Annotated in this window: 28 protein-coding genes and 1 tRNA gene; 4 read left to right on the top strand and 25 right to left on the bottom strand. The window is 33.7% G+C overall.

Going from position 1 to position 25,449, the window contains the following annotated elements:
• Positions 1-62: 62 nt before the first annotated feature.
• A complete protein-coding gene (locus KO493_RS04625) occupies positions 63-476 on the bottom strand; it encodes an HYC_CC_PP family protein (RefSeq protein WP_216066766.1) in 414 nt (137 codons plus the stop codon).
• A 214-nt stretch (positions 477-690) separates the two neighbouring features.
• Positions 691-772 (bottom strand) — tRNA-Leu (locus KO493_RS04620).
• Positions 773-963: 191 nt separating this feature from the next.
• Here KO493_RS04620 and KO493_RS04615 point away from each other — a divergent pair.
• Positions 964-2,352 carry a dipeptidase gene (locus KO493_RS04615; protein WP_216066765.1) on the top strand — a complete coding sequence of 463 codons (1,389 nt, stop codon included), beginning with the start codon at positions 964-966 and terminating at the stop codon, positions 2,350-2,352.
• Positions 2,353-2,590: 238 nt separating this feature from the next.
• Here the strand turns inward: KO493_RS04615 and KO493_RS04610 are convergent, their stop codons facing one another.
• Positions 2,591-2,869, bottom strand: coding sequence for a hypothetical protein (locus KO493_RS04610; RefSeq protein ID WP_216066764.1), 279 nt, complete (start codon positions 2,867-2,869; stop codon positions 2,591-2,593).
• Positions 2,870-3,067: 198 nt separating this feature from the next.
• On the opposite strand from KO493_RS04610, the gene KO493_RS04605 reads away from it, so the two are divergent.
• Complete coding sequence (locus tag KO493_RS04605; protein WP_252723155.1) at positions 3,068-3,532, top strand: YybH family protein; 465 nt, start codon at positions 3,068-3,070, stop codon at positions 3,530-3,532.
• A 97-nt stretch (positions 3,533-3,629) separates the two neighbouring features.
• Here KO493_RS04605 and KO493_RS04600 read toward each other — a convergent pair whose 3' ends face one another.
• The 7 genes from KO493_RS04600 to KO493_RS04570 all read right to left on the bottom strand — a co-directional run bounded on the left by KO493_RS04600 (position 3,630) and on the right by KO493_RS04570 (position 8,733).
• Entirely contained in the window at positions 3,630-4,208 is a 579-nt protein-coding gene (locus KO493_RS04600; protein ID WP_216066763.1) for a PhnA domain-containing protein, read from the bottom strand.
• An 86-nt stretch (positions 4,209-4,294) separates the two neighbouring features.
• Entirely contained in the window at positions 4,295-5,116 is an 822-nt protein-coding gene (locus tag KO493_RS04595) for a hypothetical protein (RefSeq protein WP_216066762.1), read from the bottom strand.
• A gap of 119 nt (positions 5,117-5,235) precedes the next feature.
• The gene (locus tag KO493_RS04590; RefSeq protein WP_216066761.1) at positions 5,236-5,604 is read right to left on the bottom strand and encodes an MmcQ/YjbR family DNA-binding protein; all 369 of its coding nucleotides are present in this window, start codon (positions 5,602-5,604) and stop codon (positions 5,236-5,238) included.
• 15 nt (positions 5,605-5,619) lie between these two features.
• A complete protein-coding gene (locus KO493_RS04585; RefSeq protein WP_216066760.1) occupies positions 5,620-6,369 on the bottom strand; it encodes a cyclase family protein in 750 nt (249 codons plus the stop codon).
• Between the two features lie 12 nt (positions 6,370-6,381).
• Entirely contained in the window at positions 6,382-7,533 is a 1,152-nt protein-coding gene (gene hemW / locus KO493_RS04580; RefSeq protein ID WP_216066759.1) for a radical SAM family heme chaperone HemW, read from the bottom strand.
• A gap of 13 nt (positions 7,534-7,546) precedes the next feature.
• The gene (gene ruvC, locus KO493_RS04575; RefSeq protein ID WP_216066758.1) at positions 7,547-8,095 is read right to left on the bottom strand and encodes a crossover junction endodeoxyribonuclease RuvC; all 549 of its coding nucleotides are present in this window, start codon (positions 8,093-8,095) and stop codon (positions 7,547-7,549) included.
• Positions 8,095-8,733 carry a cell envelope biogenesis protein OmpA gene (locus tag KO493_RS04570; protein ID WP_216066757.1) on the bottom strand — a complete coding sequence of 213 codons (639 nt, stop codon included), beginning with the start codon at positions 8,731-8,733 and terminating at the stop codon, positions 8,095-8,097. The genes ruvC and KO493_RS04570 overlap by 1 nt, the downstream gene beginning before the upstream one ends.
• Between KO493_RS04570 and KO493_RS04565 the strand changes: the two genes are divergently transcribed.
• Positions 8,733-9,731, top strand: a complete 999-nt coding sequence (locus KO493_RS04565; RefSeq protein ID WP_289846507.1) for a lysylphosphatidylglycerol synthase domain-containing protein — start codon at positions 8,733-8,735, stop codon at positions 9,729-9,731. The genes KO493_RS04570 and KO493_RS04565 overlap by 1 nt on opposite strands.
• Positions 9,728-10,855: a glycosyltransferase family 2 protein gene (locus KO493_RS04560; protein WP_354667419.1), complete on the top strand. Its 1,128-nt coding sequence runs from the start codon at positions 9,728-9,730 to the stop codon at positions 10,853-10,855. Before KO493_RS04565 ends, KO493_RS04560 begins: the two co-directional genes overlap by 4 nt.
• Here the strand turns inward: KO493_RS04560 and KO493_RS04555 are convergent, their stop codons facing one another.
• From KO493_RS04555 to KO493_RS04485, 15 genes are all read right to left on the bottom strand, one after another.
• Complete coding sequence (locus KO493_RS04555; protein ID WP_216066756.1) at positions 10,856-11,332, bottom strand: hypothetical protein; 477 nt, start codon at positions 11,330-11,332, stop codon at positions 10,856-10,858.
• A 126-nt stretch (positions 11,333-11,458) separates the two neighbouring features.
• Positions 11,459-12,796 (bottom strand): M56 family metallopeptidase, encoded by a 1,338-nt coding sequence (locus KO493_RS04550; protein WP_216066755.1) that lies wholly within the window; start codon positions 12,794-12,796, stop codon positions 11,459-11,461.
• A 2-nt stretch (positions 12,797-12,798) separates the two neighbouring features.
• The gene (locus KO493_RS04545; protein ID WP_216066754.1) at positions 12,799-13,158 is read right to left on the bottom strand and encodes a BlaI/MecI/CopY family transcriptional regulator; all 360 of its coding nucleotides are present in this window, start codon (positions 13,156-13,158) and stop codon (positions 12,799-12,801) included.
• Positions 13,159-13,592: 434 nt separating this feature from the next.
• Positions 13,593-14,267 carry a response regulator gene (locus tag KO493_RS04540; RefSeq protein ID WP_216066753.1) on the bottom strand — a complete coding sequence of 225 codons (675 nt, stop codon included), beginning with the start codon at positions 14,265-14,267 and terminating at the stop codon, positions 13,593-13,595.
• 9 nt (positions 14,268-14,276) lie between these two features.
• Positions 14,277-16,256 carry a tetratricopeptide repeat-containing sensor histidine kinase gene (locus KO493_RS04535; RefSeq protein WP_216066752.1) on the bottom strand — a complete coding sequence of 660 codons (1,980 nt, stop codon included), beginning with the start codon at positions 16,254-16,256 and terminating at the stop codon, positions 14,277-14,279.
• A gap of 464 nt (positions 16,257-16,720) precedes the next feature.
• Positions 16,721-16,867 carry a hypothetical protein gene (locus KO493_RS04530; RefSeq protein WP_216066751.1) on the bottom strand — a complete coding sequence of 49 codons (147 nt, stop codon included), beginning with the start codon at positions 16,865-16,867 and terminating at the stop codon, positions 16,721-16,723.
• A gap of 19 nt (positions 16,868-16,886) precedes the next feature.
• Complete coding sequence (locus tag KO493_RS04525) at positions 16,887-17,069, bottom strand: hypothetical protein (RefSeq protein WP_216066750.1); 183 nt, start codon at positions 17,067-17,069, stop codon at positions 16,887-16,889.
• The gene (locus KO493_RS04520; protein WP_216066749.1) at positions 17,053-17,199 is read right to left on the bottom strand and encodes a hypothetical protein; all 147 of its coding nucleotides are present in this window, start codon (positions 17,197-17,199) and stop codon (positions 17,053-17,055) included. The genes KO493_RS04525 and KO493_RS04520 overlap by 17 nt, the downstream gene beginning before the upstream one ends.
• Positions 17,200-17,507: 308 nt before the next feature.
• Entirely contained in the window at positions 17,508-18,509 is a 1,002-nt protein-coding gene (locus KO493_RS04515) for a LacI family DNA-binding transcriptional regulator (protein WP_216066748.1), read from the bottom strand.
• Between the two features lie 231 nt (positions 18,510-18,740).
• Positions 18,741-19,505, bottom strand: a complete 765-nt coding sequence (locus KO493_RS04510; protein ID WP_216066747.1) for an SDR family NAD(P)-dependent oxidoreductase — start codon at positions 19,503-19,505, stop codon at positions 18,741-18,743.
• Between the two features lie 33 nt (positions 19,506-19,538).
• Positions 19,539-20,828: an MFS transporter gene (locus tag KO493_RS04505; RefSeq protein WP_216066746.1), complete on the bottom strand. Its 1,290-nt coding sequence runs from the start codon at positions 20,826-20,828 to the stop codon at positions 19,539-19,541.
• Between the two features lie 169 nt (positions 20,829-20,997).
• Positions 20,998-21,714 carry a FadR/GntR family transcriptional regulator gene (locus KO493_RS04500; protein ID WP_216066745.1) on the bottom strand — a complete coding sequence of 239 codons (717 nt, stop codon included), beginning with the start codon at positions 21,712-21,714 and terminating at the stop codon, positions 20,998-21,000.
• A 172-nt stretch (positions 21,715-21,886) separates the two neighbouring features.
• The gene (locus KO493_RS04495; protein WP_216066744.1) at positions 21,887-22,810 is read right to left on the bottom strand and encodes a polysaccharide lyase family 7 protein; all 924 of its coding nucleotides are present in this window, start codon (positions 22,808-22,810) and stop codon (positions 21,887-21,889) included.
• 36 nt (positions 22,811-22,846) lie between these two features.
• Entirely contained in the window at positions 22,847-24,244 is a 1,398-nt protein-coding gene (locus tag KO493_RS16000) for a PKD domain-containing protein (protein WP_216066743.1), read from the bottom strand.
• Positions 24,245-24,258: 14 nt separating this feature from the next.
• On the bottom strand, positions 24,259-25,437 hold the full coding sequence (locus KO493_RS04485; RefSeq protein ID WP_252723154.1) for a hypothetical protein: 1,179 nt from the start codon (positions 25,435-25,437) through the stop codon (positions 24,259-24,261).
• Positions 25,438-25,449 lie beyond the last annotated feature (12 nt).

The raw sequence follows: 25,449 nt of genomic DNA, 5'->3' as shown, positions 1-25,449 counted from the left end.
TACAGCAAATTATCCTTATGACATTATACAGTCATAGGATAAAACAGTCTATTGTTTAAAAATCAAATTAAATAGGTCTCGTCAATCTTGTAGAGTTGCCTTATGACGAGTGGTGGTTTGTATTCTTCAAAAGAAGATACATTATTATCTAAACCTTCAAAAAGGTTGATATATGTGTAAACAAATGAAGCAATGAATACTTGTTGCTCAAAAGAAATTTTGTCAACTTGCAATTGCAGTTCGTCTTGACCATCGACTACCAATTGTTCATCATTACAACAGTTCTTTTTTATAATAGAGCAACCTTCAGCTGATGGTTTTTCCATTTCCATTCCGCATCCTTCCGCTTTATTGAACATAGCAGTTTCAACCAAAGTATTTCCACAATAATGCATATTAAGCGTAAATGACATTGTAGAGAATAACACTACAAAAGCCATTGCCAAAGACATTATTTGATGGAATATTTGTTTCATATTGATTGCGAAGTTACGAAATTTTGAAATGACAGTAATTAATTAACAAGAGTTTAAGTATTCTGTAATAGTAATTACAGTCAAAAACCACTAATTCATTTCAAATTAAATAAATTTATAAAAAAGATCAATTTGTTGTACCTATGTTGTACCTGAACAAAAAAAGCTCCTCAAAATTGAGAAGCTTTTGTCTACGATAACGCAGTTTAAAATGTGCGGGAGAAGAGACTCGAACTCTCACACCTCGCGGCACCAGATCCTAAGTCTGGCGTGTCTACCAATTCCACCACTCCCGCATTTTAATATTTTAATAACTTTTTCTTGCCTAATTCCTAAGTCTAGCGTGTCTACCAATTCCACCACGCCCGCTATTAGTCCCGATAATTATCGGGATGCAAATATAAACAAGATTTTTAAATTGCAAACTTTATAATGCCAAAAAAAATTCTTTTTTATACTTTTGAATATATCTCAAAGAGAAAATAGCATGAAAAACATTCAATCTTATATTACCGAAAACAAAGAACGCTTTTTAAATGAGCTAATCGAACTGCTAAAAATACCATCGATAAGTGCCGATTCAGCATACAAAACTGATGTTGAAAAAACGGCAGATGCCGTAAAAATAAGTTTGGAAAAAGCAGGTTGCGATCTGGTTGAAATTTGTGAAACCGCGGGCAACCCTATTGTTTATGGCGAAAAAATTATAAATAAAACCTTACCTACAGTTTTAGTTTATGGGCATTACGATGTGCAACCACCAGACCCTATCAATTTATGGGATTCACCTCCTTTTGAACCTGTGATTAAAACCACCGAAAAACACCCAGACGGCGCAATTTTTGCCCGTGGTGCCTGCGATGATAAAGGACAAATGTACATGCACGTTAAGGCTATGGAGTTTATGACCAGTACCAACCAACTGCCATGCAACGTAAAATTCATGATAGAAGGCGAAGAAGAAGTGGGTAGTGTTAATCTAGCGACATTCGTAAAAGCTAATCACGATAAACTTAAAAACGATGTCATATTAATCTCAGACACCGGCATGATTGCTAACGACGTACCATCCATCACAACAGGCTTACGTGGTTTGAGCTATGTGGAAGTTGAAGTGACAGGACCAAATCGCGACCTACATTCGGGATTATATGGTGGTGCGGTAGCAAACCCAATAAACATTTTAACCAAAATGATAGCTTCATTGCACGACGAAAACAATCACATTAGCATTCCTGGGTTTTACGACAAGGTTGAAGAACTTTCAAAAGACGAACGTGCCGAAATGGCCAAAGCCCCATTCAACCTAGAAAACTATAAAAAAGCCTTAGATATCGATGCCGTTTATGGTGAAAAAGGATTCTCAACCAACGAAAGAAATTCCATAAGACCTACACTAGATGTGAATGGTATTTGGGGTGGTTACACTGGCGAAGGTGCCAAAACCGTAATTGCAAGTAAAGCTTATGCTAAAATATCTATGCGCTTAGTACCACATCAAGAATGGGAAGAGATCACGAATCTATTTAAAACACATTTTGAAAACATCGCTCCAGAAGGCGTGAAAGTAAAAGTGACCCCGCATCATGGCGGACAAGGGTATGTAACCCCAATAGACAGTATAGGTTACCAAGCCGCATCAAAAGCTTACGAAGAAGCCTTTGGAAAAGCCCCTATCCCACAACGTAGCGGTGGCAGCATTCCCATTGTATCACTTTTTGAACAAGAATTAAAAAGTAAAACCATTTTAATGGGCTTTGGTTTAGACAGCGATGCCATCCATTCCCCTAACGAGCATTTTGGCGTTTGGAACTTCCTTAAAGGTATTGAAACCATACCAGGATTCTACAAACATTTTACAGCATTATCTAAATAAATTGGGTGTTACCAGCTTTTGCTTTTAAGGGAGCAAAAGCTGGTCGCGCTATCCGTTACAAGTTTTGGCTCTCCCGATAGCTATCGGGAGCAGTCGCTCGCCAAAAGCTTTCCTCTACTATCCCTAACACGAGAAACTCGTGACCACATTAAAAATATACACCAAAAAAAAACCATATAAAATCAGCTTTTTGCTAAATTTCATATGGTTTTTATATTTATAAAAAAGCGCAGGCTATTTAAGCAGCAACCTCTGTTTTAAAATGATCATAAAGTTCTTTACAACCATATCCAATAATAGAAAATTGTTTGTTTTTCATTAAAGCCTCTGCATGAAGTTTTGATAAGGCTTCGACACCAGATTTATCCATACTTTCAATATCTTTAATACTGATAGTAACTGTGTCTAGCGTTTCAAAAATGTTGTTAAACTCATTAGTAAAAATGCTTACATTACTTTTGTTTAAAATGCCTTTTACTTTAAAAAAATTGTTACAGCTTGTAATTTGTAAATCCATGTGTAAGTGTTTTAAATGGTTAGACTAATAAATAGAGTTAATCATAGGGTTGTCGAGTAAAAGTAACTATTCAGGGCAGTTTGCCCACTATTTTTTCGACCAAGCGATTTGAACATCAGATGAAAGGCAATACCGCGTATATTTCATCGACAAGCAACCTATTAACTACAAGATTTTATTACATTTACTCCAACCTATTTGCTCTATTTATACTATTTAGATTTTCCGAAAATGAAAAAAATCATTCTACTTCTGTGCCTTTTCAGTGCATTTACTAGTTTTTCACAATCAGATGAAAGTGCAGACAAAAAAGCCATTAATGAAGTACTAAAAAAGCAAAGATTAGCTTGGTCCAAAAACAATATCGAAGCATACATGGAAGGATATTGGAAAAGCGACTCTTTAAAATTTTATAGCAGAAGTGGTGTAACAACCGGTTGGGAAAACACATTGGATCGTTACCTTAAGGCCTACCCTACCAAAGATCATACAGGTATATTAAGCTTCAAAATAAACGACATTACTAAAATAAGTATGGATGTTTATTATGTTTTAGGAGAATATCACATAAAACGAGATCTGGGTAATGCAGACGGTATTTTTATGCTAGTTTTCAAAAAGATTAATGATGAATGGAAAATCATTGCAGACACTTCAACTTAAAGCCTCTATTCGAACTACTGCATAAGTTGAAGCTATTATCAAACAGATTAGACTTCACTATACAGAAAAGCAATTCATTGTAAAAGTATCCTAAGCATTATAGCTTTTTAACGTAATCGGTAATAATAACAATTTGTTGTGCACCAACTTTGCCTTCGATATACTTATCGTTTTCACGATCTACACGAATATTCCTAACTGCCGTACCTTGTTTAGCTACTAAACTGGAGCCTTTCACTTTCAGGTCTTTAATTAATACTACCGAATCGCCATTATCTAAAATCACACCGTTTACATCGCGATGAATTATTTTATTCGCTGCATCTTCATGCTCACCTGTTGCACGTGCTAAAGCCAGAGCCTCGTCGTCTAGGTACATCATATCCACTAAATCTTTTGGCCAACCTTCATTACGTAAGCGTTGTAACATACGCCAAGCCATAATTTGAACAGCGATATGCTCACTCCACATGCTGTCGTTTAAACAACGCCAATGGTTAGGATCCATCTCCTCTTTTTCTTCAATCTGATCTAAACATGTTTTACAAACCAAAACATCATTAGCCACATTTTCATTTAATGATGGTGGAATTGTGTATTGAGATAATGCGTTAGTTGAAGTACATAATTCGCAAGTGGAATTACTTCTATCTTTTAAGGTTTGTAAAACACTCATAGGTATAAATTTTGTAGCGCAAAAATACGGTTAATTAAAACCTTCCACAAGTTTCAATTAAAATGAAAAACCGTTACTAAGCTGGATCACTTTGAAAGTCCCCCTACGAATGTATATACATTATCTTCATGTATATTTTTAAAATATTTTTTTACAACTTCGGTATGCTTCTTTAGCTCATGATCTCCTGGCCATGCTTTTCTCTCAAGGTCTGGAACACTTTCAAATAGTTTCTCTAAATCTGAAATAGAAGAAAGAAAATAAGCGTTCTTTATTTCACTGCCATTAGCACCCCAAGCATGTCTATAGGTAAAGAAACCTTTGATAAGGGCATTACCTTTTACTAATTTATCATAATTTTCTTGTAATAAACCAACAACTTCATCCTCTTTCCCATCCTCAGGAAACGTTAAATATTGAGTTCGTACGTAACACACCATGTCTTTAGACCAGTCTTGAACTGGTTTCATAATAGGAAGTACGGAGTAAATTTCATCGGAATGATCATGTCTGTAAAACGAACGTTGCTTTTTCTTAAATTCTTTTAAGTGTCTTTCATTAGGCCATGCGTCTTTTTCTAACTCTTGATTTCGTTCGGCAGCTTTTTCAATGGCCACCCATGAAGCGTAAACCCTTACCACTACTAACTTACCACTATTACCAGATAATTGTGGCTTATAAAATGAAGAGCCTAAAATATACTCATTCTTTTTAGTTACTTTTTCTAAATACTCTTGTTCAACAGCTTTCCATTCATCCATATCTAAGTCCCCATTATCTTGATTCCAACTCAAGGTTGTGGAGGTCATATACCTTGGTATTTGGTCTGATTGTGCTAAAACGGTTTCGGAATAAAACAACATGAGCAGAACACTCAAGGCTGTTAAAGTGTGTTTAATAGTTTTCATAATCTATCTAATTTTAAAGTTAATAAATTCGACTTTAAGATTTTAGGGCGATGATTATGCTAATAATAATGTTTTGATTTTCAGAGAGATAACAAATATACAATAAAAAACAGTGGTAATTACAGTTCCTCCAATTTGCTTTGCATCTTTTTTGTCATCCCTTGAACTACCATTTTGTAAGAATGATCGATTAGTGATTTAACAAGATCTGGATGTAACTCAGTTTCTTGAAGATAAACTGTATTCCAATGCTTTTTATTCATATGGTAGCCCGCACGAATATTGTGGTAAGTTTCACGAAGTTCTATAGCGTATTCCGGATTTGCTTTTAAGTTGATAGCCGCTTCGCCTTCCTCCCATTTTTTTAGGGAAATTAGCGCATACATTTTACCTAGCACTTTAAAAACCAAGGTGTGCTCATCAAAAGGAAATTCTTCGGTCACGCCTTTTTTATTCAAACAATAACTTCTAATCTGTTCGATATCCATAATACTACAATTAAATTAACTTAATACTTCATATAAGATAGGCTTACTTGGACTAGCATCATTTTCAAAAGGTGCTATTTGTAAATTCAGAAAATACTCGCCATCTTCTACTGTATTGGGCACAAAAATAAACTCCGTAATCGTGGCGTCTAATCGTAACTTTCCGCTTGTATTCCAAAAAGCATTATGTGCCAAAAGTTGACATTCGTCCTTTTCTTTATCTACACTAGGTAAGTCTATTAATAAATGCTTAATACCTTTTTCCTTTAAGTAAATAGCGGCATCTTCCAACATATAAGTTGGGTTTGTATTGGAATAATGCGCCGAAAGTTTCTCTCTTGTATTTGGCATGGTGCGAATTACAACGGCCTCGCGCTTTTTATTTCCTAAGGCAAATTTCAACTGCTTTTCCGATATTACAAAATCACCATTTAAACGCTCGGGAGCCACGGTAATCACTTCGGCTAAGAAGAAAAACTGATTTAAATGTTTATTGACAGAATGTACTTTTTCGGTAATATGACCAACACATTCGGTGTGTGTGCCATGGGCATGCGGATTAAAAGATATGTTATTAAAATTTATGCAAGCCCCGTTTTTCACGGCAATTTTCCAGTCGCCATCTTCTGCAGGTTCTATTTTTGGTGCGTTAACGTACCAGGCTCTCACGTTATTTTCTGAAGCACGAAGCGGAATAGAAATATCTATGGGTTTACGTAAATTTATTTGAAGTTTTCTTGAGTTGTATTGGATAGTAGCATTCATACCCAAATATAATCAAATCATAAACAGTTCTGAAGCAATTCCATCAATTAAAAATTTACCTTTTTGAGTTGCTGTTAGGCGTTGCATAAGCGTATTAGAATCATCAAACTCATCTAAAACACACAGTAGCCCGTCGTTAATAAACACTTGAGACAAGGTATTTAAATGCTGAAGAAAATCGGGCCCAAAGTCGGCTTCAACTCGATTTAGAGATACCCCCCATATAGTACGAAGCCCCGTCATAACATATTCGTTAAACTGATCTTCGCGAGATAATATTTCACTCGTAATTGGTAGGATTTCATTTTCAATGGCCTCAATATATTTGGTATTATTTGAAACATTCCAACGGCGTTCATTTCCTAAAAAAGAATGTGCAGAAGGCCCAATACCTAAATAGGGTTTTCCCTGCCAATAACTGGTGTTATGTTTCGAAAAATAATGAGGTTTTCCAAAATTTGAAATTTCATAATGCACAAAACCAACTGCCTCAGTTCGTTTTACCAAATGGTTAAAATGCTGCAGGGCTAAATCTTCATCTATTGGTGGAAATGCACCTTTTTTCACAAAGGCATCTAAAGCCGTTTTAGGCTCGACCGTTAAGGCATAACTTGAAATATGACTGACTCCAAAATTAAAGGCTTGTTCTAAATTAGCATCCCACTTCTGCAAACTCATATTTGGAATACCGTAAATTAAATCTATCGTAATGTTATCAAAATAACGTGTGGCCACTTCTAGGCACCGTTTTGCTTCATCAGCATTATGCGCACGATTCATGCTTTTCAAATCATCCTCAAAAAAAGATTGAATCCCAATACTTAATCGGTTTATAGAAGAATCTGCAAGCGCCATGATACGATTTGCTGTTAAATCATCTGGGTTGGCTTCAAGTGTTATTTCGGGGTTTTCAATAACTTTATAGTTAGCATAAACAGCCGCGATTAGCACCTCTAATTCAGCGTTTGATAACAAACTAGGAGTTCCACCGCCAAAATAAATAGTTTCAACAGTATAATTTGCGAGCTCTTTTTTCTGAATTTCTAATTCTTCTACAAGAGCTAAAATAAGAGCATCCTTCTTTTTTAAAGAAGTTGAAAAATGAAAATCGCAATAAAAACACGCCTGTTTACAAAACGGAATGTGAATATAAATACCAGCCATTATAACTTGAAGATTAACCTATTTTATTCGGATTTTGCTTTACAAAAGCATCCCATCCAGAATAGCTTTTACCCACATCAATACGCCCCGAATTGTAAAAATGGCAAACAGCCGCCGCTAGCCCATCTGTGGAATCTAAATTTTTCGGTAAGGTTTTTAACCCCAATAAACTTTGAAGCATTTTAGCCACTTGTTCTTTACTAGCATTTCCATTCCCCGTAATGGCCATTTTTATTTTTTTGGGCAAATATTCTGTAATTGGAATTTCCCGGCTTAAACCTGCAGCCATAGCTACACCCTGAGCGCGGCCTAATTTAAGCATACTCTGTACGTTTTTCCCAAAAAAGGGTGCCTCAATGGCTATTTCATCTGGATTGTGTGTATCGATGAGTTCGATGGTACGCTCGAAAATAAGTTTCAATTTGATGTAATGGTCGCTGTATTTTTTTAAATCCAATTCATTCAGCTGTAAAAAGTGCATGTTTTTACCAACCACTTTTATAAGTCCGAAACCCATTATCGTTGTTCCAGGATCAATTCCTAAAATTATTCGTTCTTGCATTAATCATTACAATAGTAACAACCGCTTAGCGAAATGGACGCTCCAATCGTTACGGTTAATATATCTCCGTTAAAAGCACCAAAACCCTCCGATGGTGTGTTAAATGCTTCTCCGAAGCCAAAGATATAAGAACCATCCAAATAAATGGATAAAACGTCATTAATAGCATAGTGAAATTCTGCCCCCACCATTGTATTTAAGAAATTTGTTTTATTCTGGCCGTAATTAGCCAAAGGGGTAATCATTGTAAAGCCTGGCCCCGCATGTAGAAAAGTCCCCATTCTAGGAAAAAACCTAATGATATGAGTCGCATCGTACACGGCTTGTAAATTAATTCTAGTATAATTTGTTTTAAATGCCGTGGCGTTTGTTTCATTAGAAAATCGGTTATAACCAAAATCTAACTTGGCACCAATTTTAGTTGAAAACAGATACTGAATGCCTAAATTAATTGTTGGAAAATTAATAGGTTTGACTTCAAAACCACTAACAAATCCACTACTCATAGGCGTGTTAATTCCTGTAGCAAACTGCACTTTAAATGTACTAGAATCATCTTGAGCTTGAGAAGAACCAAACCAAAATAACAAGATAACAACTACCCAGATACTCTTAATTTTTTTTAAATAAGCAATCATTGCGTAATATTGATTTAATTTGCACCATCATAGTACAGACCCTATCATACAGAACGAAACACTTTCTACTTCTGCTTATTAAACTAAGCATAGTTGTTGCTGCACTGTACTTTATATATCAGAAATTAATTAACAATAATACGTTAGATTTTTCTGATTTCTATACAATTTTGACTGAAAATAGCAATTTCTCTATCAAAACGGTTAGTTTTTTACTGTTTTTATCTGCTTTTAACTGGTTTTTAGAAATATTAAAGTGGCAGTTACTGGTGAGCTCATTTAAAAAAATTAGCTTCAAAAATGCCACCGCACAAAGCCTAGGTTCCCTTACCGCCTCTTTAATTACACCTAACCGCATCGGAGAATATGGTGCAAAAGCCATGTTTTACCAGACCACATTCCGAAAAAAAATAGTTTTTATTAACCTCATTAGCAATTTATTACAATTACTTATCACGACTGTTTTAGGGCTAATAGGCCTAGCTTTCTTTTTACAAGCTTATGAAACTTCTTTTAACCTTTACAGCTTTTCATTTTATGCTAGCGGGCTTCTGGTTCTCGTCCTACTATTAAGTTTTATTATTTTTAAAGGTACATTCAAGTTTAAAGCATTTTCAATAGCTAAGGTAAAACGTTTTTTAACAAATTTTCCGAAGAACAAACTACTTCAAGGCCTAGGCTTATCCTTTGTGAGATATGCCGTTTTTTCATTTCAGTTTTATTTTTTAGTGCAGATTTTTCAAATTCAGCTATCTTATTTTGAATCCATTATTATTATTTCAACCATGTATCTATTGGCCTCAATAATACCTTCAATTTTTATTTTTGATGTGTTAATTAAAGGCAGCATTGCGGTGTACTTATTTTCGTTTGCCCAAGTGAATGAATTGTTTATATTATCTATAGTTACACTTATGTGGTTGTTTAATTTTGTATTACCTAGCCTTATCGGAAGTTATTATGTGCTTAAATTCAACTTTAAAAACAATTTATCATGATGGTTATTATTTGCATAGGCATCACCCTAGCTTACTTAGTTTTAATTGGAAGCTTTGTTTACGGTTTTGATACAATAGAACCTTATGAAACTAAAAACACTACACCTAAAACGAAGTTCTCTGTAGTTATTCCTTTTCGGAATGAAGCGAACAACCTACCGAAACTGCTAGAATCCATCCATGCTTTAAATTACCCCTCAAACCACTTTGAAGTCATTCTTGTTAATGATGCCTCTGAAGATGATTCGGTTGAAATCATTCAATCTTCAACTCAAAACTACCCAACCGATATTCGAATTACCCAAAATAAAAGACACTCCAATTCACCTAAAAAAGACGCGATCAGTTCAGCCATAAACCAAGCCAAACACGAATGGATCATTACAACTGATGCCGATTGTATTCTGCCTCAAAATTGGCTACAAACTTTTAATGCCTTCCTTCAGGAAACCAGTACCTTTTGTGTAGCGGCACCTGTAACTTACCATTTGGACAATTCTTTTTTAAATCGCTTTCAATGGTTAGACCTTATGAGTTTACAAGGTGCTACTATTGGTGGTTTCGGACTTAAAAAACCATTTTTATGTAACGGAGCCAATTTTGCTTATAAAAAATCATTGTTCTTTGAATTGTCTGGTTTTAATGGAAACTCCAATATCGCTAGCGGAGACGACCTATTTTTACTAGAAAAAGCAACCCAAAAACATCCAAAAAAAGTTCATTATTTAAAAAGTGAAGACGCGATAGTAAAAACGAATGCTCAACCTAATTGGAAATCGCTGGTTTCACAACGTGTACGTTGGGCAGCCAAAACAACGGCTTATAAAAACGGATTTGGAAAATTAACAGGGTTTCTTGTTTTCTTAATGAATTTTATGGTTGTTTTAAGCTTAATTCTAAGCCTTTTAAATCTTTTTAACTTTAGAATATTCGGCTATATTTTAACGATTAAATGTAGTATTGATTTCTATTTAATTTTTAAAACTGCCCGTTTTCTAAATCAGAAATATGCCTTAAAAAGTTATTTAACAGGTTTTATCATCTATCCTTTTTTTAGTGTATACATCGCTTTAGTTTCTATAATGTCGGATTATAGCTGGAAAGGGAGAACGTTTAAAAAATAATTAGTTTACACTAATAATAAGCGGTAATTGAAATTCTGTAGTAACTTGTTGTCCGCGTTTAATAGCGGGATAAATAGTAGGTAACGAATCTAAACTCTCTGTTAAAAGGCTTTCTATATTTGGAATTTCTTCAATGGTAATAGAATCAATCGTTACATGAGTTAAAATCAAATCACCAGCTTTAGACACTTGAAATTCCAAAACAACCGTATCATTAATATCCTGAGTTACGATTATGGTTTCCTTTTGCAAATAATTGGTAATGTGATTTGTTAATGTATTTTGAAAACAAACTTTACGACTTTCCTTAGTATCGGACCCCTCGCATATTGAAAAACCAGGATATTCATCTACATCCTTCCAATTAAAAGTCTTCAATTCTTCATTCAAAAAGGCTTCTGAAGATGTTTTTTTCACATTAAAATACTCACATGATGAGAGCATTAAAACGAATAGAAAGACAATAGCGTACTTCATGAATTAAACAGAAAACCGAAAAATACAATTTTTTTAGATTCTACATCCTTAAAAAAGTAAAAACCAAGGCTTAAGCCTCGGTTTTTGTAGTATTCAATAAAATAACAAAATAAAACATCAATGTTTTTAGCTTTGAGGCTTAAAAATAATAGGCAAGGAATAAAGGACATTAACCGGTTTCCCCTTATTCATTCCTGGCTTAAAAACTGGAAGTGCTTCAATAACACGAATAGCCTCTGCTTCTAGTTTTGGATGTGATGCCCTAGAGGCCACTTCAACAACTTGACCATCTGTGTTTAATTTAAACATGACATTAACACGCTGCCTGCCTTTCAAATTAAGACTGTTTGCCACCTCCGTATTAAAATTATTATTAACAAACATTGAAATTGTTTTTGATATACAATCTCTTTGTTCTTCTATTGGTGCATCTTCGCAGCCAGGAAAAACAGGCACTTGATCTACTAAACTAAAAGGCACATCGGTAGCATTTTTAAATTTTTCTTTTTCCTTTAGAAATAACTCCTGTGTTTCACTCATTTCAACAGCCGACTTAGAATCTTGGTTTGAATGAACTTCAACTTTAGCATCTGGTTCTTCTTGACAGGACGTGTAAAATAGCATGCCTAAAACTACTGGAATTAATAATGTAAATTTTAATAAATTAACTTGCTTTGACTTCGATTTTTGTAACATAACGATTCGTTTTTTGATTAATGATTGTTTAAAAAATGGATTGATGAATGAAATATTTTTGGTTTCAAAAATTTGCGACAACAAATTCTGATAATATTTTGATTTATCGTGATTTCTAACGGCTCCCGAATCGGCTAAAAACTCATGTAACGTCATTACTCTCTTTTGATACATGTACACCATTGGACTGAACCAAAAAACAATACGAAGTAATTCAAAAAACAATAAGTCTAAACTATGCCATTGTTTTACGTGTACCAATTCATGCCTTATAACGGCAGCTTCATCTTCTGGATTTAAGAGCGTCCCTAGAAATATGAAATTGAAAAATGAATAAGCCACATTACTGTTCCCAAGTTTAACAAAAACAACTGGGGCTTTGCGTTTATTGGGATTTCTATTTATAAGAATAAAAATTTTAGCGATTTTAATGAGAAAAATTATGGTGGCAACAAAAACACCTAATAAAAATACACCATGTAAATAGGACCATGTGGCATTAAAAAGAGTAAACTCAAAGGCATTTGCCCCTTGCACTTCTGCTAAACCTTGCCCCAATACAACTTCTGGAAGAGCAATCACATATTCATCTGAAATAAGGGCTTTAAAACTGTGAACCTTTATAAACGGAAGCATCATGGATAATAGCGCCGTAGATAGCAAGTAAATACGATTACAGCTAAAAAAGGTCTCATTCTTCAAGAATACATCATAAATGATTAAAAAGAGAAACTGAAATCCGACCAATTGAATGATATAATGTGCCATATTTAATCCTTTTTGTTAACCTCATTTAAAACAGATTCAAGCTCTTCTATACTCATGTCATTTTTCTTCATAAAAAAGGACACCATACTTTTAAAAGAACCTTGAAAATAATTGTCTACAAGCTTATTTAAAGATTGATTACTATATTCACTTTTATTCACAATTGGGAAATAAATATGACCGCGCCCTTCTTTTTCATACCCAACAAAACCCTTACCTTCCAATATCCTAATGATTGTAGATACGGTATTGTAAGCAGGTTTTGGATCAGGAAATTCTTCAATTAACATTTTTACATTCGCATTTTTCAAACGCCATAAAATTTGCATGATATCCTCTTCAGCTTTCGTAAGTTGCTTCATAATAATTTACATTTCACTTATAAACAATGTTTTACATAAGCAAATATAACTAAAAAATTAGTTTAAACTAATTTTTTAGTTATAAAAATAGATAAGTATGATATAGGAACAACTAACAATGGTAATCTAATTTAAGTTTTGGGAAAATCGAAACGGGAATAAATACGAAACTTTATAAAAAGAAGAACCCTGTGGGTCTCTCACCTCCACAGGGTCATGTAAATTGCTATTATCAACTAAAAAATTGAGGGATTAATTAATTTTTGAATTGTTGATACATCAAAGATAAATAACCTTATCCTTTTCAAACTGCGGAAAACCCACAGCAACAAATGAATCTCAATGTAAACAACTTATAACCAGTTATTTAGGTTTTTAAAATAATTTATTTTATTAAAAATTATTCTAAAAAAGTTGAATTTTTCTATTATAAATTAAACAAAGCCTTTTTTTCTAGCTTGATTTAGTAAGGTTTCATCTTGCCCATCTTCTACTTCAAAAAGATCTCGCAATTGTTTTTTTCGCTTCTCAATGGCGCTTAATGAAATATCTAAGTGCGATGCTAAATTTTTAGTTTTAACCCCTTGAGACAGCAAATGCAGTATTTTTCTATTTTTATCGTCTATAACAATATCACTACTAGTTGTTCTTCTAATTAATTGTTTAACAGTAGCGCTATAGATGGTGTCGCCATCTAACACTTTTTGAAAAGCACTAGCGAGTTCACTTGAAGTTAAATCACTTTTAATGATAAGACCTTCTGGATTTATAGTTTTAAGGATGTTATGAATTCTAAACGCCTCATTAAACATCGTTAAAATAATTATTTTTGAATTTGGCAAAATTTTCCTGGCATATTCGGCTAAATCTTCACCAGAGCTCATGGTACCATCGGTAGAAGCTGGTAAACTAATATCTACAAACAACACATCGTAAGGGGTGTTATTCTTTATCGCCTTATTCATTGCTACTAGAGCCTCATCACAGTTATTTGCAATTTCAATATCTAATTCTTGATTGTCTCGCTTTGTAAAAAGCAGGGTGTTTTGATACCCCTCGATAATCATGGGATGATCATCAATCATTAGTATTTTAATATTTTCAATCATAATTTTAGGTTAAGACGTGGGGACATCTATTTTTACGGTAGTTCCTTCTTCTTTTTGCGAAGTTATGGCTATCGTTCCATTTATTTCTTTAATTCGAGACTTCATGTTTTTTAAACCTATTCCCGATTTTGCTCTATTAACATCGAAACCTGATCCATTATCAATAATACTTAAACGAATGGTTTCACTTTCAAACTTAAAACTAACTCGAACTTCTGTTGCTTTAGCATGCTTGTATATATTGTGAAGTGCTTCCTGAATAATTCTGTAAAAGTGAATTTTTATTTTATTAGACACCTCATCCCAATCTATAGCACTTTCCCAATCCAACTTATAACTTAATTCATAAGTAGCTGTCTGGGTTTCAATTAGATTTTTTATGATTTCTCTAAAACCTGAACCCGATACGAAATCTGCATTTAATTCGTGAGACACTTTTCTAATATCTTCTTCAATTACTTTTAACTCAGAGATGTATTGCCCTCTAGTTTTAATAGCTATGTCGCTATTATTCATATTCAGACTATCTAAACTCAAGCGGGCACCAAACAGTCTCCCTAAAACACCATCATGGAGCTCTTCTGAAATTCGTTTCTTTTCTAAAGCTCGAGCATCCTCAATCACTTCATTTTGAGAAAGCATCAAATTATAAATTTCTTCGTTTGTTTCTTGTTGCTTTTGAATAAACTCTAACTCTTTGTTTTTATTGCGCTGTGTAAAAATAATATAGAGTAAAAAAGAAGCTACAATAATGACGATTGAAATTATTAACAACCACATGCGCTCCTTAGCAATTTTGACATTTTCCTCCTCTATCTCATTAGTTTCATACTTAATTCGAGCAAATTTATTCCTAATGGCGCGCTCACTTTTCTGTAAACTATCATTTAATTTCACATAATCCCTTAAATACTTTGCAGCTATCTCACCTTCTTCTATTTCTGAAAGCAATAATAAGGATTTTAAAAGATCATCGTTATGAAATTTTTCCGCAATTCGTTTTGCTTCATAAGCATAGTACTTAGCAGAGTCTTTTAACCCAAGATCATGATAGTATTCAGCTAAATGCTTAAGAACAACTATAGATTTATAATTATCCTTCCCTAAGGTCTTGCTCACACTTAAGGCTTTGTGATATAAGCCAGGAAGAGCGCTCTTCTTTGAGGACAAATATAAGGCATGTGCATAATTATCTAGCACCATAACATAGAAATCAGGCTGTTGCTCAGCTAAAGTATTATCCTCGAGAATCTCCTTAAAAGTTTCAATCGCTAACTCGTATTTTCCAGCTTCTTTTAAAGCATTACCTAAATTATTTTTTGATAATTCTATTGAAGACTTATTATCTCCTTTTAACTTTAATTTCAGAGCAATAGACTTATTTTGATATTCTATAGATTTATCATATTGCTCAAGCACATTAAAAACGATGCCTAAACTATTATAGAAATAAGCCTTCTTACGAATCACTTCTTTCGAGGGATATTCTATCTTATTTAAGAGCTTAAGCCCCTCAATCAAAGTAAGTTCACTTCCTGTGTAATCCTTCCCCTCCCTTTGAAGTGAAGCAACATCTAATAATACAGCAGCAGTATTAAAATGATCGTTTAACTTCCTAAATAATTTTTCAGCTTTATTGTTGTAATAATGTGCACTATCATGTACTTTATCGTAATAATAATAGCCTAAATTTTTATTCATATGGGCTACCGTAATACTATCCTTAAACTCTTCAGCTAGCTTCAGATTTTCGTGCGTGAACTTTACATACAACTTATTTTTATCAAATGCCTTGTAAAGGCCTATTAATTTCAGATTACTTTTTTGCTGAAGCGAATAACTATGAATCTCGGCAGCTAAAGTTTTAGCCCTTAAACACATTTGTTCTCTTTTCTTAAAGGCTACTTTATTATTATCTGCTAATTTTAAATAATAGAGAATACTATCAAATTTCTCTTCATTATATGTTTGTGCGTACGTCGTACTCACGTATAAAAACATTAACAATAAGAAGAAACTAATTATTCTCACAAATATTCAGGGTAAACTGCCCAAATGTATTTAATATTTTTCAAAAAACATGACATAGCGAGTTTATATCACACATAAAAACCTTCCCCAAACATAATAATACTCGTTGCTTATAAACACACAATACACCGCCATTTTATTATAAGTTAATAAATCGCCGCATAAGCAACTTGATTACCACATGAGATAAACAAGGCTATAAAATTGTTGGTAATATAGTGCTTTTTAGAATTTTTATATGCTTTTCTCAAATTAACCTAACGCTCTACTATGTTTCCTTCTACATATAAAACTGTTGCCGAGGTAGCAATTAATACATCCTCTTCATGTAAGTTTTGCTTGCCACATGATGTAAACAAGGCGATAAATACTACTATTATTAAAATAAATTTTAGAATTTTCATATGTTTTATTTCAGTAAATTAACGTTCAACTCCATTTCCATCTGTAAATAAAACTGTGGTAGTCTCGTCTGTCAATAAATCATCTTCATGTAAATCTTGCTCTGTACATGAGGTGAATAAGGCGATAAATAATGCTACTAATAAGGTGATTTTAAAAATTTTCATAAGGTTGTTTTTTTGGTGATTAACGTTCAACTCCATTTCCATCAGTAAATAAAACTGTTGTCGTATCTTCAATCAATAAATCATCTTCTTGTAAATCTTGCTCGGTACATGAAGAGAATAAGGTGATAAATAAGGCTATTAATAAAGTGATTTTAAAAATTTTCATAAGGTAATTTTTTTCGTGATTAACGTTCAACTCCATTTCCATCGGTATATAAAATTGTTGTCGTATCTTCAATCAACAAATCATCTTCATGTAAATCTTGCTCGGTACATGAGGTGAATAAGGCAATAAATAAGGCTACTAATAATGTGATTTTTAGAATTTTCATTTGTTCTGATTTTTAGGGTTATATAATTATTTTGTAAATTTAAAACATAATTTTTTACCAAGCTTTCCAAAGAAAAACTCAGTTTATATTGAATAAATAATAATGCCAATTGCAAAAAAATGCAACGACTACATATGGAAAAATGAGAGATTATGACTAGAAAAAGTCATGAATGAAAAATTTTTAGGGAATACGGTAGCAATTCGATAATCATTCAGTAGCCTAAGATATATACAAATATTTAAACAAAGAATACCTCTAACAGAAAGACCGATTTTTATCGCTGAAATGCACTAAACTTTAACAAATCACAAGGTTGATTTGTTTCTTACTAAGCTGGTTTTCACTATTTTAGTGTGGTAATTTTCCGACTGAGGTGTTTCCTGCAGTCTATTAATTAGTAACTCTGCAGCCTTAGATCCAATAATTTTAGCATGCTGACGAATAGTAGTTAAACGAGGTAGTGTATGATAAGAATCTGACTTACTTGCAAAGCCAATTACTGAAATATCTTTCGGCACTTTAAGTCCAAAATTTACTGCCATGTTAAGCCCAATAATTCCCGATGCACTATCAGCAGCAACAATACCATCCAGTTGCTTGTTACCTTTAAAGAAACTTTTTATCTTTTTATGCTGATCGTCTTTTTTCTTTATTTTTAGTACAATAGGCTCCAATCCAGCTTCTAGAACGGCTTTATTATAACCACGCTCTCGTAATTTCCCAACACTTAAATCGTTTATATTACTTATAAAACCAATAGCCTTACGGTTTTCAGCCAATAAAGTTTTCGTTGCATTGTAAGTAGATTCAAAATCATCAACAATCACCTTATCACACTTTACATCGTGAGCCACCCTATCGAACATAACAATAGGAACACCTTGAGCAATTGTTCTCTTAAAATGCTCTATTTCGCTTTTAATTTGTGTTTCCTCAGCCATAGATAATATGAAGCCATCTACACTTCCATTGGCAAGTAGCTGTAAACTTTCTTTTTCTTTATCTAAAGATTCGTTAGAAATGCAGGTAATTATATTGTACCCATTCTTGGTGGCCTCCCTTTCAATACCGAACAATACTTTCGCTAAAAAATGATTCAGAATATTCGGAATTATTACTCCAATAGTTTTGGTTTTATTCTGTTTTAAACTTAAAGCAACTTTGTTGGGTTTGTAGTTATATAATTCAGCTAGCTCTTTGACACGTTTTACAGTCTCTCCTCCTATTTCAGTACTATTATTTAACGCTTTTGAAACCGTAGATATCGATACATTTAGCTCTTTAGCCAATTGCTTTAATGTCACCATAAATTATTCTGGAATTATATAACCTATGCAATGTACAAAATAAGTTTTTGTCACTAAACATTTATTTTTTCAGCAAATACGCTTTAATACTAAAATATAAAGGTTTAACTTATTTTAGAAAACATAAAAGCAAAGCACAGTATTGCACAAATATGAATATTCAATTTTAAAGATCGAACACAAAAAAAGGCCACCTTTTCAGGTAGCCTTTTCTATATAAATTTAAAAGAATTAGATTCCTAATCCTTGACCACCTGTAACCTGAATAGTTTCAGCTGTTAAGAAAGACGCATCTTTACTAGCTAAGAAAGAAACCACAGAAGCAACTTCTTCTGGTTTACCTAGTTCACCTAATAAAATGTTGTTTTTCCATGACGCAAATACTTCTGGCTTAGTAGATTTAATTTGAGCGTGGAAAGGCGTATCAATTGTACCAGGAGATACAGCATTTACTCTAATTCCATACTCTGCTAAATCTTTAGCTAAAGCTCTTGTAATCGCTTGAACTCCTGCCTTAGAAGTACCATATACCCCAGCTCCAGGTCCACCAGCATTCCATCCTGCGATAGACGTATAGTTGATGATTGATGCATTTTCAGATTTTTTCAAGAAAGGTATAGCCGCTCTTGAAGCAAAAAATGTAGAATCAAGGTTTAAAGCCATAACAAATCTGTAAAATTCAGTTGTCATTTCTTCAAATCTAGATCTTCCACCTAAACCACCTGCATTATTTACAAGAACATCAATTTTCCCAAATTTTTCACCAATTTTAGTGATGTTTGAGGTTACAGCTTCATCGTTAGTAACATCAAAACCCCAGTACTCGGCAGTGATACCTTCTGCAGTAAGTTCTTCCACTCTTTTTGCTCCAACTTCATCTTCAATTCCGTTTAAAACAACAGTATAACCATCCTTACCAAGACGTTTTGCTACTTCAAAACCTATTCCTCCAGTAGCTCCAGTGATTACTGCTACTTTATCGTTTACATTTCCCATTTTTACTATATTTAAAATTTTAATTAGTTTTTATTATTCTTCTACTGATTTTATGGTTCTTGCGAAATAATAGATGGCTCCAATACCTAGAGGTACGAAAACAGCAATCGCAATAAAGATTGGAGTATAAGAGAATTTCTCTTGTACTATAGGAACTAAAAAGTTCATAAGTATTACAGAGAAAACACCAACCATACCAGCTAATCCAGCTAATGATCCTACAGATTTACCACTAAATAAGTCACTAGGTAAGGTTTGTACATTACCAATAGCAAATTGGAAACCAAATAATACAAAGAAAACAATGGCTACGAAACGCTCTGGAGAATCACCAAACATAACGGTAGCTACTAAACCTAAGAACATGATGATACCACCAATAAGAATTGTAAGTTTTCTTCCTTTATCAATAGAATGCGTTTTTGAAATTATTTGACCTGAAACATAACCACCGGCAATACTACCCAAAGCAGCACCAACATAAGGTACCCATGCAAACATACCAACTTCTTTTACGTCAAAACCATAAACGTCAGCTAAGTAAAGCGGCATCCAACCTACAAATAACCACCAAATTGGCTCTAGGAAAAAACGACCAACCACAATTGCCCAAGATTCTTTGTGAGATAAAATTTCTTTTAGACTTAAACCTTTAGTATCTGCCGTAGCTTCTTGATCGGCTTTACTCTGACCTTCTAAAATATATTTTTGTTCTTCTTTTGAAATCCAAGGGTGCGTTTTAGGACCCGATTTATTAATTATCAACCAAGGTATAATCCATAAAATACCGAAAGAACCTATAACCATAAAAGTGGTTCTCCAACCAAAGGCAACAAACAACGTTGCGATAAAAGGAGGTGCAATTACAGAACCAATTGAGGCACCCGCGTTGAACAAACCTTGAGCAAAGGCACGCTCTTTAATTGGAAACCATTCAGCATTACTTTTAACACCTCCTGGCCAGTTACCAGCCTCTGAAATACCAAGTGTACTTCTAAAAAATGTTAACCCTGCTAAACCATTAACAAGGGAATGACAAAATGAAGATAATCCCCAAATACCAATACTAATTACATAACCGATTCTTGTACCTACTTTATCAAATAATTTACCTGAAAATAATTGACCAAGAGCATAAAACACCATGAAGATATTTAATATCAATCCATAGTCGTTTTTATCTAGCCCTAATGACCCAGAGATAGAATCGGGTTGATCACTACTACCCCACATAATTGCTAAAGCACTTCTATCAATGTAATTGATAACCGTTGCTAAAAAAATAAGTCCAATAATGAACCAACGTAAACCTTTTACTTTCATAATTTTATTTGTTTATAAATATTAATTCCCGCTAACAACTTACTAAAGTTAGGAATATGATATACAAATGTCTATTTGTACGACTTTAATAAAATTTTAAATGAACACAAACTAATATCGATGTATCCATTACTTAAATAATCTGCTTAGTAATTGAATAACAACTACTTTATTCAGCATTTTCAGCACTATAACAATATTGGTATAAAAAGTTAAAATGTTCCTTCATCTTTTCTCTTGCATCAGCCGAATTTTGATTTTTGATTGCCTCATAAATATCGCGGTGCTCCTGGATACCCAATACAGATTGGTCTTTATCACATACATGATATTTCTCAAAATCCATAATAATTTGTGGTATAATAGTTAGCATAAACATATTCATCGTAGCATTCCCACTAGCTTTAGCAATAGCTAAATGAAAGAGTAAATCCTCTTGAACGGCATCTTCACCATCTCTTGCTTTTACTTCGTAAGCATTAAGAGCATCTTCAATATTCTTTAGATCTTTATCGGTTCTTCTCAACGAGGCTAGGCTCACTGTTTTTAACTCTAATAATATTCTGGTTTCTACTAATGATTTAAAATCTGGTGATTCTAATCTTAAAATATCATCTATCATCCCGTTCATAGCAACTACCCCAATATTTGCCACGAATGTTCCACTTTGTGGAATCGATTTTAGTAAACCATAGAACTCCAGTTTTTGTATGGTGTCACGAATATTACTTCTAGTCACACCAAACTTTTCTGATAGCATTCTTTCAGATGGTAACTTATCACCAGGTTCTAAATTTTTATAATTTATTAATTCTTTAATTTGACTAATAATAGCCTTTTGTGCATTGTTGTTGTTGTCATTGACAGTAAAGATGTCTAATTTCATTTTAATATGGGGCTTTATATAACCTGGTTAACTTATTAATGCCTTTAACTTATTACAATTTAAAAGGCTGTGTTTTTGAATCTCACTTCATTATTACGTCATAGTAAAATCCAGGCAAAATTAACACTAAACAATAACTCAAACAAATCTTAAATATTTAACATAAAAGGGCTTAATGACTCACTTCTAGGTCGTAAAATTTAACCTTAGCATAGGCACCATCATCTCTCGACTGAAAATAGTTTCCAGCTTTAAAATAATTTTCAAACACGCCCCAACGTTGCATGTGTATGCCTTCATAAACCTTATACTGGTTACCATTTAAAACAATAACCATTTTACCTTCAGAGATCTTAACCTCTAATGTAAATTTTCTAAAACCAACTTCTTGTTCGAAATTAAAACCATCGTCATCACCCCAAGCATCTTCATGAAGAATTTCTTCATTTGAAGCGGCTATGTTTTTCAGCACTTTAGTTTTAACTCTAACTTTACCATTTTGCCAATATATCTTAAGCATTGGTGGTGCGTTATTATCATCTTCTCCTATTAAGTCACGTTGTTCATTAGATAAACGCCCATGAATTTGCATAATAATAACTTTATGATATTTACCATTAGAATCTTTTGATACTTCATCCATGGCAATAGTACCTTTCATGTTTCCACCGTCCTTAAACGTCCAGTTTACATTGTTTTTACCAGAAACCATTTGTTCTCTAAGCTCAGACCTTGTGTACTTGGTGTTTTTGGTTGTTGATTTTGTTGGCATGGCATGAAATACTATAGAACCATCTGTAGAATCAATATACATATATGGCTTAGCTACTTCAATATTTGCAAAATCCAAAATTTCTGGAGGATCAATTTCATAAGGTTTCCCTTTTTCATTTTGTACTGGTAAGGTAACCTTCCAATGACTTAAGTCAATATCTGGTAATCTCACCTTTCCTCTTCTTTTCTTTTTCTTTTTAGACTTTTTCTCAGTCTTAGCCTTACTATCTGTAGTGCTACTTGCCTTATCTTGGCAAGTAGCACTTACAGAAATAAAAACTATAAGCAATAATCCTAAAATTTCTTTTCGAAAATTTTTCATATTAACTTTAATTAATTGTCTGGATTAGTTTAATTACTAAAATCCAGGAGTTTCAATTTTAATATCATCTAAATACACTTCAGACGAACCGTCTACACCACTAAAAGGCACAGCATAAAACACCGCTGTAGTCGTTGTAGGAATAAATGTAAAAGTATATTCAGTATACGTATTCGCATTTCCTGAAACAACGAATACCTCATCACTATTACCTGCTAAATCACTTTCATCTTGAACTTCGTTGTTTAGCATGTAAATAGTAAAATCATCAGGAGTTTCTGTTCTTACCCACATAGAAATTGTGTATTCAACACCAACTTCTACGGCAAATGGTTGATAAGCTCTACGTTCATCGTCACTAAATTTTAAAGCATATAAACCTCCGTTACTAGAAGTAGTAATACCAGCAGCTTTTTTACCTAAAGCTTTCAGACCTGCATTTGCCCAAGTATAAGGACTCGCAGAACCATCTTTTAATGTATTTGGTGGATCAACCTCCCATGCATCATTATTATCATCTTTATGTCCAGTTAAACCATCAATATCACCGTTTTCAATAACAGCAGCAACAGTGGCTTGAATACCACCTACAGGTACAATTTGCGTTTTACTTTTAGAAACACCAGAAGCATTTGTAGTTGTTAAAGTAACATCGTACGAACCATCAACAGCATAGGTATGTGATGGATTTAAAGCAGTAGATGTGTTACCATCTCCAAAATCCCATAAGTGAGACACTGCAAGAAGTGAAGCGTCAGTAAAATCAACAGTTAACTTATTTACATTAAAAGTAAAATCAGGAACTGTAGATAACACTAAATTATCAATGTTTTTAGTAACAGAAATATCATCACCAACAAAGTTAGTTACTGTTAAAGTTGCTTGAAAAGGTCCAGTACTCGCATAAATATGCACTGGGCTAAATTCAGGATCTTGTTCTGTACCTGTTGCTGAATCCCAAGAAACAGAATTACCATCTCCATAATCCCAAGTTAATTCCATGGCACCAGAAGTCATATTGTTAAAAGTAACTTCAGAATCAACAACCGAAAAGTCAAAACCAACAGATACAGGTCCTACTTGTGTTGAATCAACCGCTGTTAAACCATCTGAACTAATCGTGGTTAATTTAACATCATACAATCCACCATCTGCGTAAGTATAATTTGGATTTGCATCAGTTGATGTATTTCCATCTCCGAAATCCCATAAATAAGAAACGGCATCGGTAGCATAACTTCTAAAAATCACAGATAAATTGTTACTAGCATCTAAACTCGTAGTAAATTGAGTATTAGGCTGAATACCATTTATATTACCTGTAGGCGGCTCAAATGGCTCGTGACCATCATCATAACAAGACATAAGTCCCAAAAACATAAAAAGTAATGCGAAAGAACTCTTTGGTTGTTTTTTAATTAATTTATAAATCATAATATTTATTTTTTTTATTGTTTAACTGATATCTGAAATGCATCTAATCTACCTTCAGCACCAGAATTTGTAAGTAAAATTATTACTTTATCCAAAGTTCCAGCCTCAAATGTAATAGCATTATTAGTGAAAACATCTTGAACCGTTGCTGTATTATCAGACGTTTTTGATGCAATGATATTAGCTGGTAATTGAGCCTGTGCGAGATCTGCAGCAGCCGGATTAATAACAGACACTGTAATATCGCCAAAATTAGCACCAGGGTCTACTGTACTAAAGTAAGTTAACACATAAGTTGCTCCAGGCGTCACTTCAATTTCTTGGTATCCTACACGAGAACCATCAGCTGGAAATTTAGCGGCTTGAAAACCTTCAGGCAAACGTCCTTCTACAGAAGTATTATTAATTTGGAAAACACTTCCCCATTTACTACTACTTGGAGACCTCCAAGAATCTCTACCATCTCCAGAACCATCAAATAAATCGCCATCTTCAAAACCAGCTTCCCCAATTTCAGGTACAGGAATTGTTGGAATTGCTTGAAGCACTGTAAAAGATTTTTCTGTAGTATCAAACTTACCAAGATTATCAGTTACCTTTAAAGCAACATCATAATCACCAGGACTTGGAAACGCAAAAATAACTTCTTGATCGTTCAAACTTCCCGCTGGCAATGCGGCGATCTGAGCGTTCAGATCATCAATAGTTGCAATTGTTTCTGGCGTACGCGCAGCTTCAGCAGCAGCTAAATCCACCTTAAGATCGGCCACTGTAGCTTGCATAACCGCTACTTTAGCTGGATCAGTTTCACAAGGAATTTTGAACTCTATTTTATCTATTTCAGATTGAATACCCACAACTGCAGCATCTGCATTAGCTATCGATTGTTCAAGAATAGGCAAATCTTTATTAATTAAATCAATTTCAGTATCTGGTGTAATAGTCCACTCATACATGGTACCGTTAACAGCCAAGTTCGATCCCGCTTTAAAGTTAAAATCATAATTAGCTGTAATTTCATTATCATCACAGTCAAATTCTGAACTAGAAACATCAGTAGTACTATAAAATGGGGTTGGTCCAGTAAAATCTGGTAAATCACCTACCTCTGGTAAGTCATCGTTAACACATGAAGCTAAGGACACTAATGCGCCAACTGCCACATACTTTAAATTAAACAAATAGTTTTTCATAGTTTTATAAGT

It is taken from the genome of Pseudotamlana agarivorans (assembly GCF_018860245.1).
GTDB lineage: Bacteria > Bacteroidota > Bacteroidia > Flavobacteriales > Flavobacteriaceae > Pseudotamlana > Pseudotamlana agarivorans_A.
Note: the sequence above shows the minus strand (reverse complement) of the source record. Positions and strands in the feature narration are given on the sequence as shown.

Bases quoted from the DNA above. Each gene is read 5' to 3' on its own strand.
- KO493_RS04625 (WP_216066766.1), bottom strand. From the start codon at position 476: ATGAAACAAATATTCCATCAAATAATGTCTTTGGCAATGGCTTTTGTA.
- KO493_RS04615 (WP_216066765.1), top strand. From the start codon at position 964: ATGAAAAACATTCAATCTTATATTACCGAAAACAAAGAACGCTTTTTA.
- KO493_RS04610 (WP_216066764.1), bottom strand. From the start codon at position 2,869: ATGGATTTACAAATTACAAGCTGTAACAATTTTTTTAAAGTAAAAGGC.
- KO493_RS04600 (WP_216066763.1), bottom strand. From the start codon at position 4,208: ATGAGTGTTTTACAAACCTTAAAAGATAGAAGTAATTCCACTTGCGAA.
- KO493_RS04595 (WP_216066762.1), bottom strand. From the start codon at position 5,116: ATGAAAACTATTAAACACACTTTAACAGCCTTGAGTGTTCTGCTCATG.
- KO493_RS04590 (WP_216066761.1), bottom strand. From the start codon at position 5,604: ATGGATATCGAACAGATTAGAAGTTATTGTTTGAATAAAAAAGGCGTG.
- KO493_RS04585 (WP_216066760.1), bottom strand. From the start codon at position 6,369: ATGAATGCTACTATCCAATACAACTCAAGAAAACTTCAAATAAATTTA.
- hemW (WP_216066759.1), bottom strand. From the start codon at position 7,533: ATGGCTGGTATTTATATTCACATTCCGTTTTGTAAACAGGCGTGTTTT.
- ruvC (WP_216066758.1), bottom strand. From the start codon at position 8,095: ATGCAAGAACGAATAATTTTAGGAATTGATCCTGGAACAACGATAATG.
- KO493_RS04570 (WP_216066757.1), bottom strand. From the start codon at position 8,733: ATGATTGCTTATTTAAAAAAAATTAAGAGTATCTGGGTAGTTGTTATC.
- KO493_RS04560 (WP_354667419.1), top strand. From the start codon at position 9,728: ATGATGGTTATTATTTGCATAGGCATCACCCTAGCTTACTTAGTTTTA.
- KO493_RS04555 (WP_216066756.1), bottom strand. From the start codon at position 11,332: ATGAAGTACGCTATTGTCTTTCTATTCGTTTTAATGCTCTCATCATGT.
- KO493_RS04550 (WP_216066755.1), bottom strand. From the start codon at position 12,796: ATGGCACATTATATCATTCAATTGGTCGGATTTCAGTTTCTCTTTTTA.
- KO493_RS04545 (WP_216066754.1), bottom strand. From the start codon at position 13,158: ATGAAGCAACTTACGAAAGCTGAAGAGGATATCATGCAAATTTTATGG.
- KO493_RS04540 (WP_216066753.1), bottom strand. From the start codon at position 14,267: ATGATTGAAAATATTAAAATACTAATGATTGATGATCATCCCATGATT.
- KO493_RS04530 (WP_216066751.1), bottom strand. From the start codon at position 16,867: ATGAAAATTTTTAAAATCACCTTATTAGTAGCATTATTTATCGCCTTA.
- KO493_RS04525 (WP_216066750.1), bottom strand. From the start codon at position 17,069: ATGGAGTTGAACGTTAATCACGAAAAAAATTACCTTATGAAAATTTTT.
- KO493_RS04520 (WP_216066749.1), bottom strand. From the start codon at position 17,199: ATGAAAATTCTAAAAATCACATTATTAGTAGCCTTATTTATTGCCTTA.
- KO493_RS04515 (WP_216066748.1), bottom strand. From the start codon at position 18,509: ATGGTGACATTAAAGCAATTGGCTAAAGAGCTAAATGTATCGATATCT.
- KO493_RS04510 (WP_216066747.1), bottom strand. From the start codon at position 19,505: ATGGGAAATGTAAACGATAAAGTAGCAGTAATCACTGGAGCTACTGGA.
- KO493_RS04505 (WP_216066746.1), bottom strand. From the start codon at position 20,828: ATGAAAGTAAAAGGTTTACGTTGGTTCATTATTGGACTTATTTTTTTA.
- KO493_RS04500 (WP_216066745.1), bottom strand. From the start codon at position 21,714: ATGAAATTAGACATCTTTACTGTCAATGACAACAACAACAATGCACAA.
- KO493_RS04495 (WP_216066744.1), bottom strand. From the start codon at position 22,810: ATGAAAAATTTTCGAAAAGAAATTTTAGGATTATTGCTTATAGTTTTT.
- KO493_RS16000 (WP_216066743.1), bottom strand. From the start codon at position 24,244: ATGATTTATAAATTAATTAAAAAACAACCAAAGAGTTCTTTCGCATTA.
- KO493_RS04485 (WP_252723154.1), bottom strand. From the start codon at position 25,437: ATGAAAAACTATTTGTTTAATTTAAAGTATGTGGCAGTTGGCGCATTA.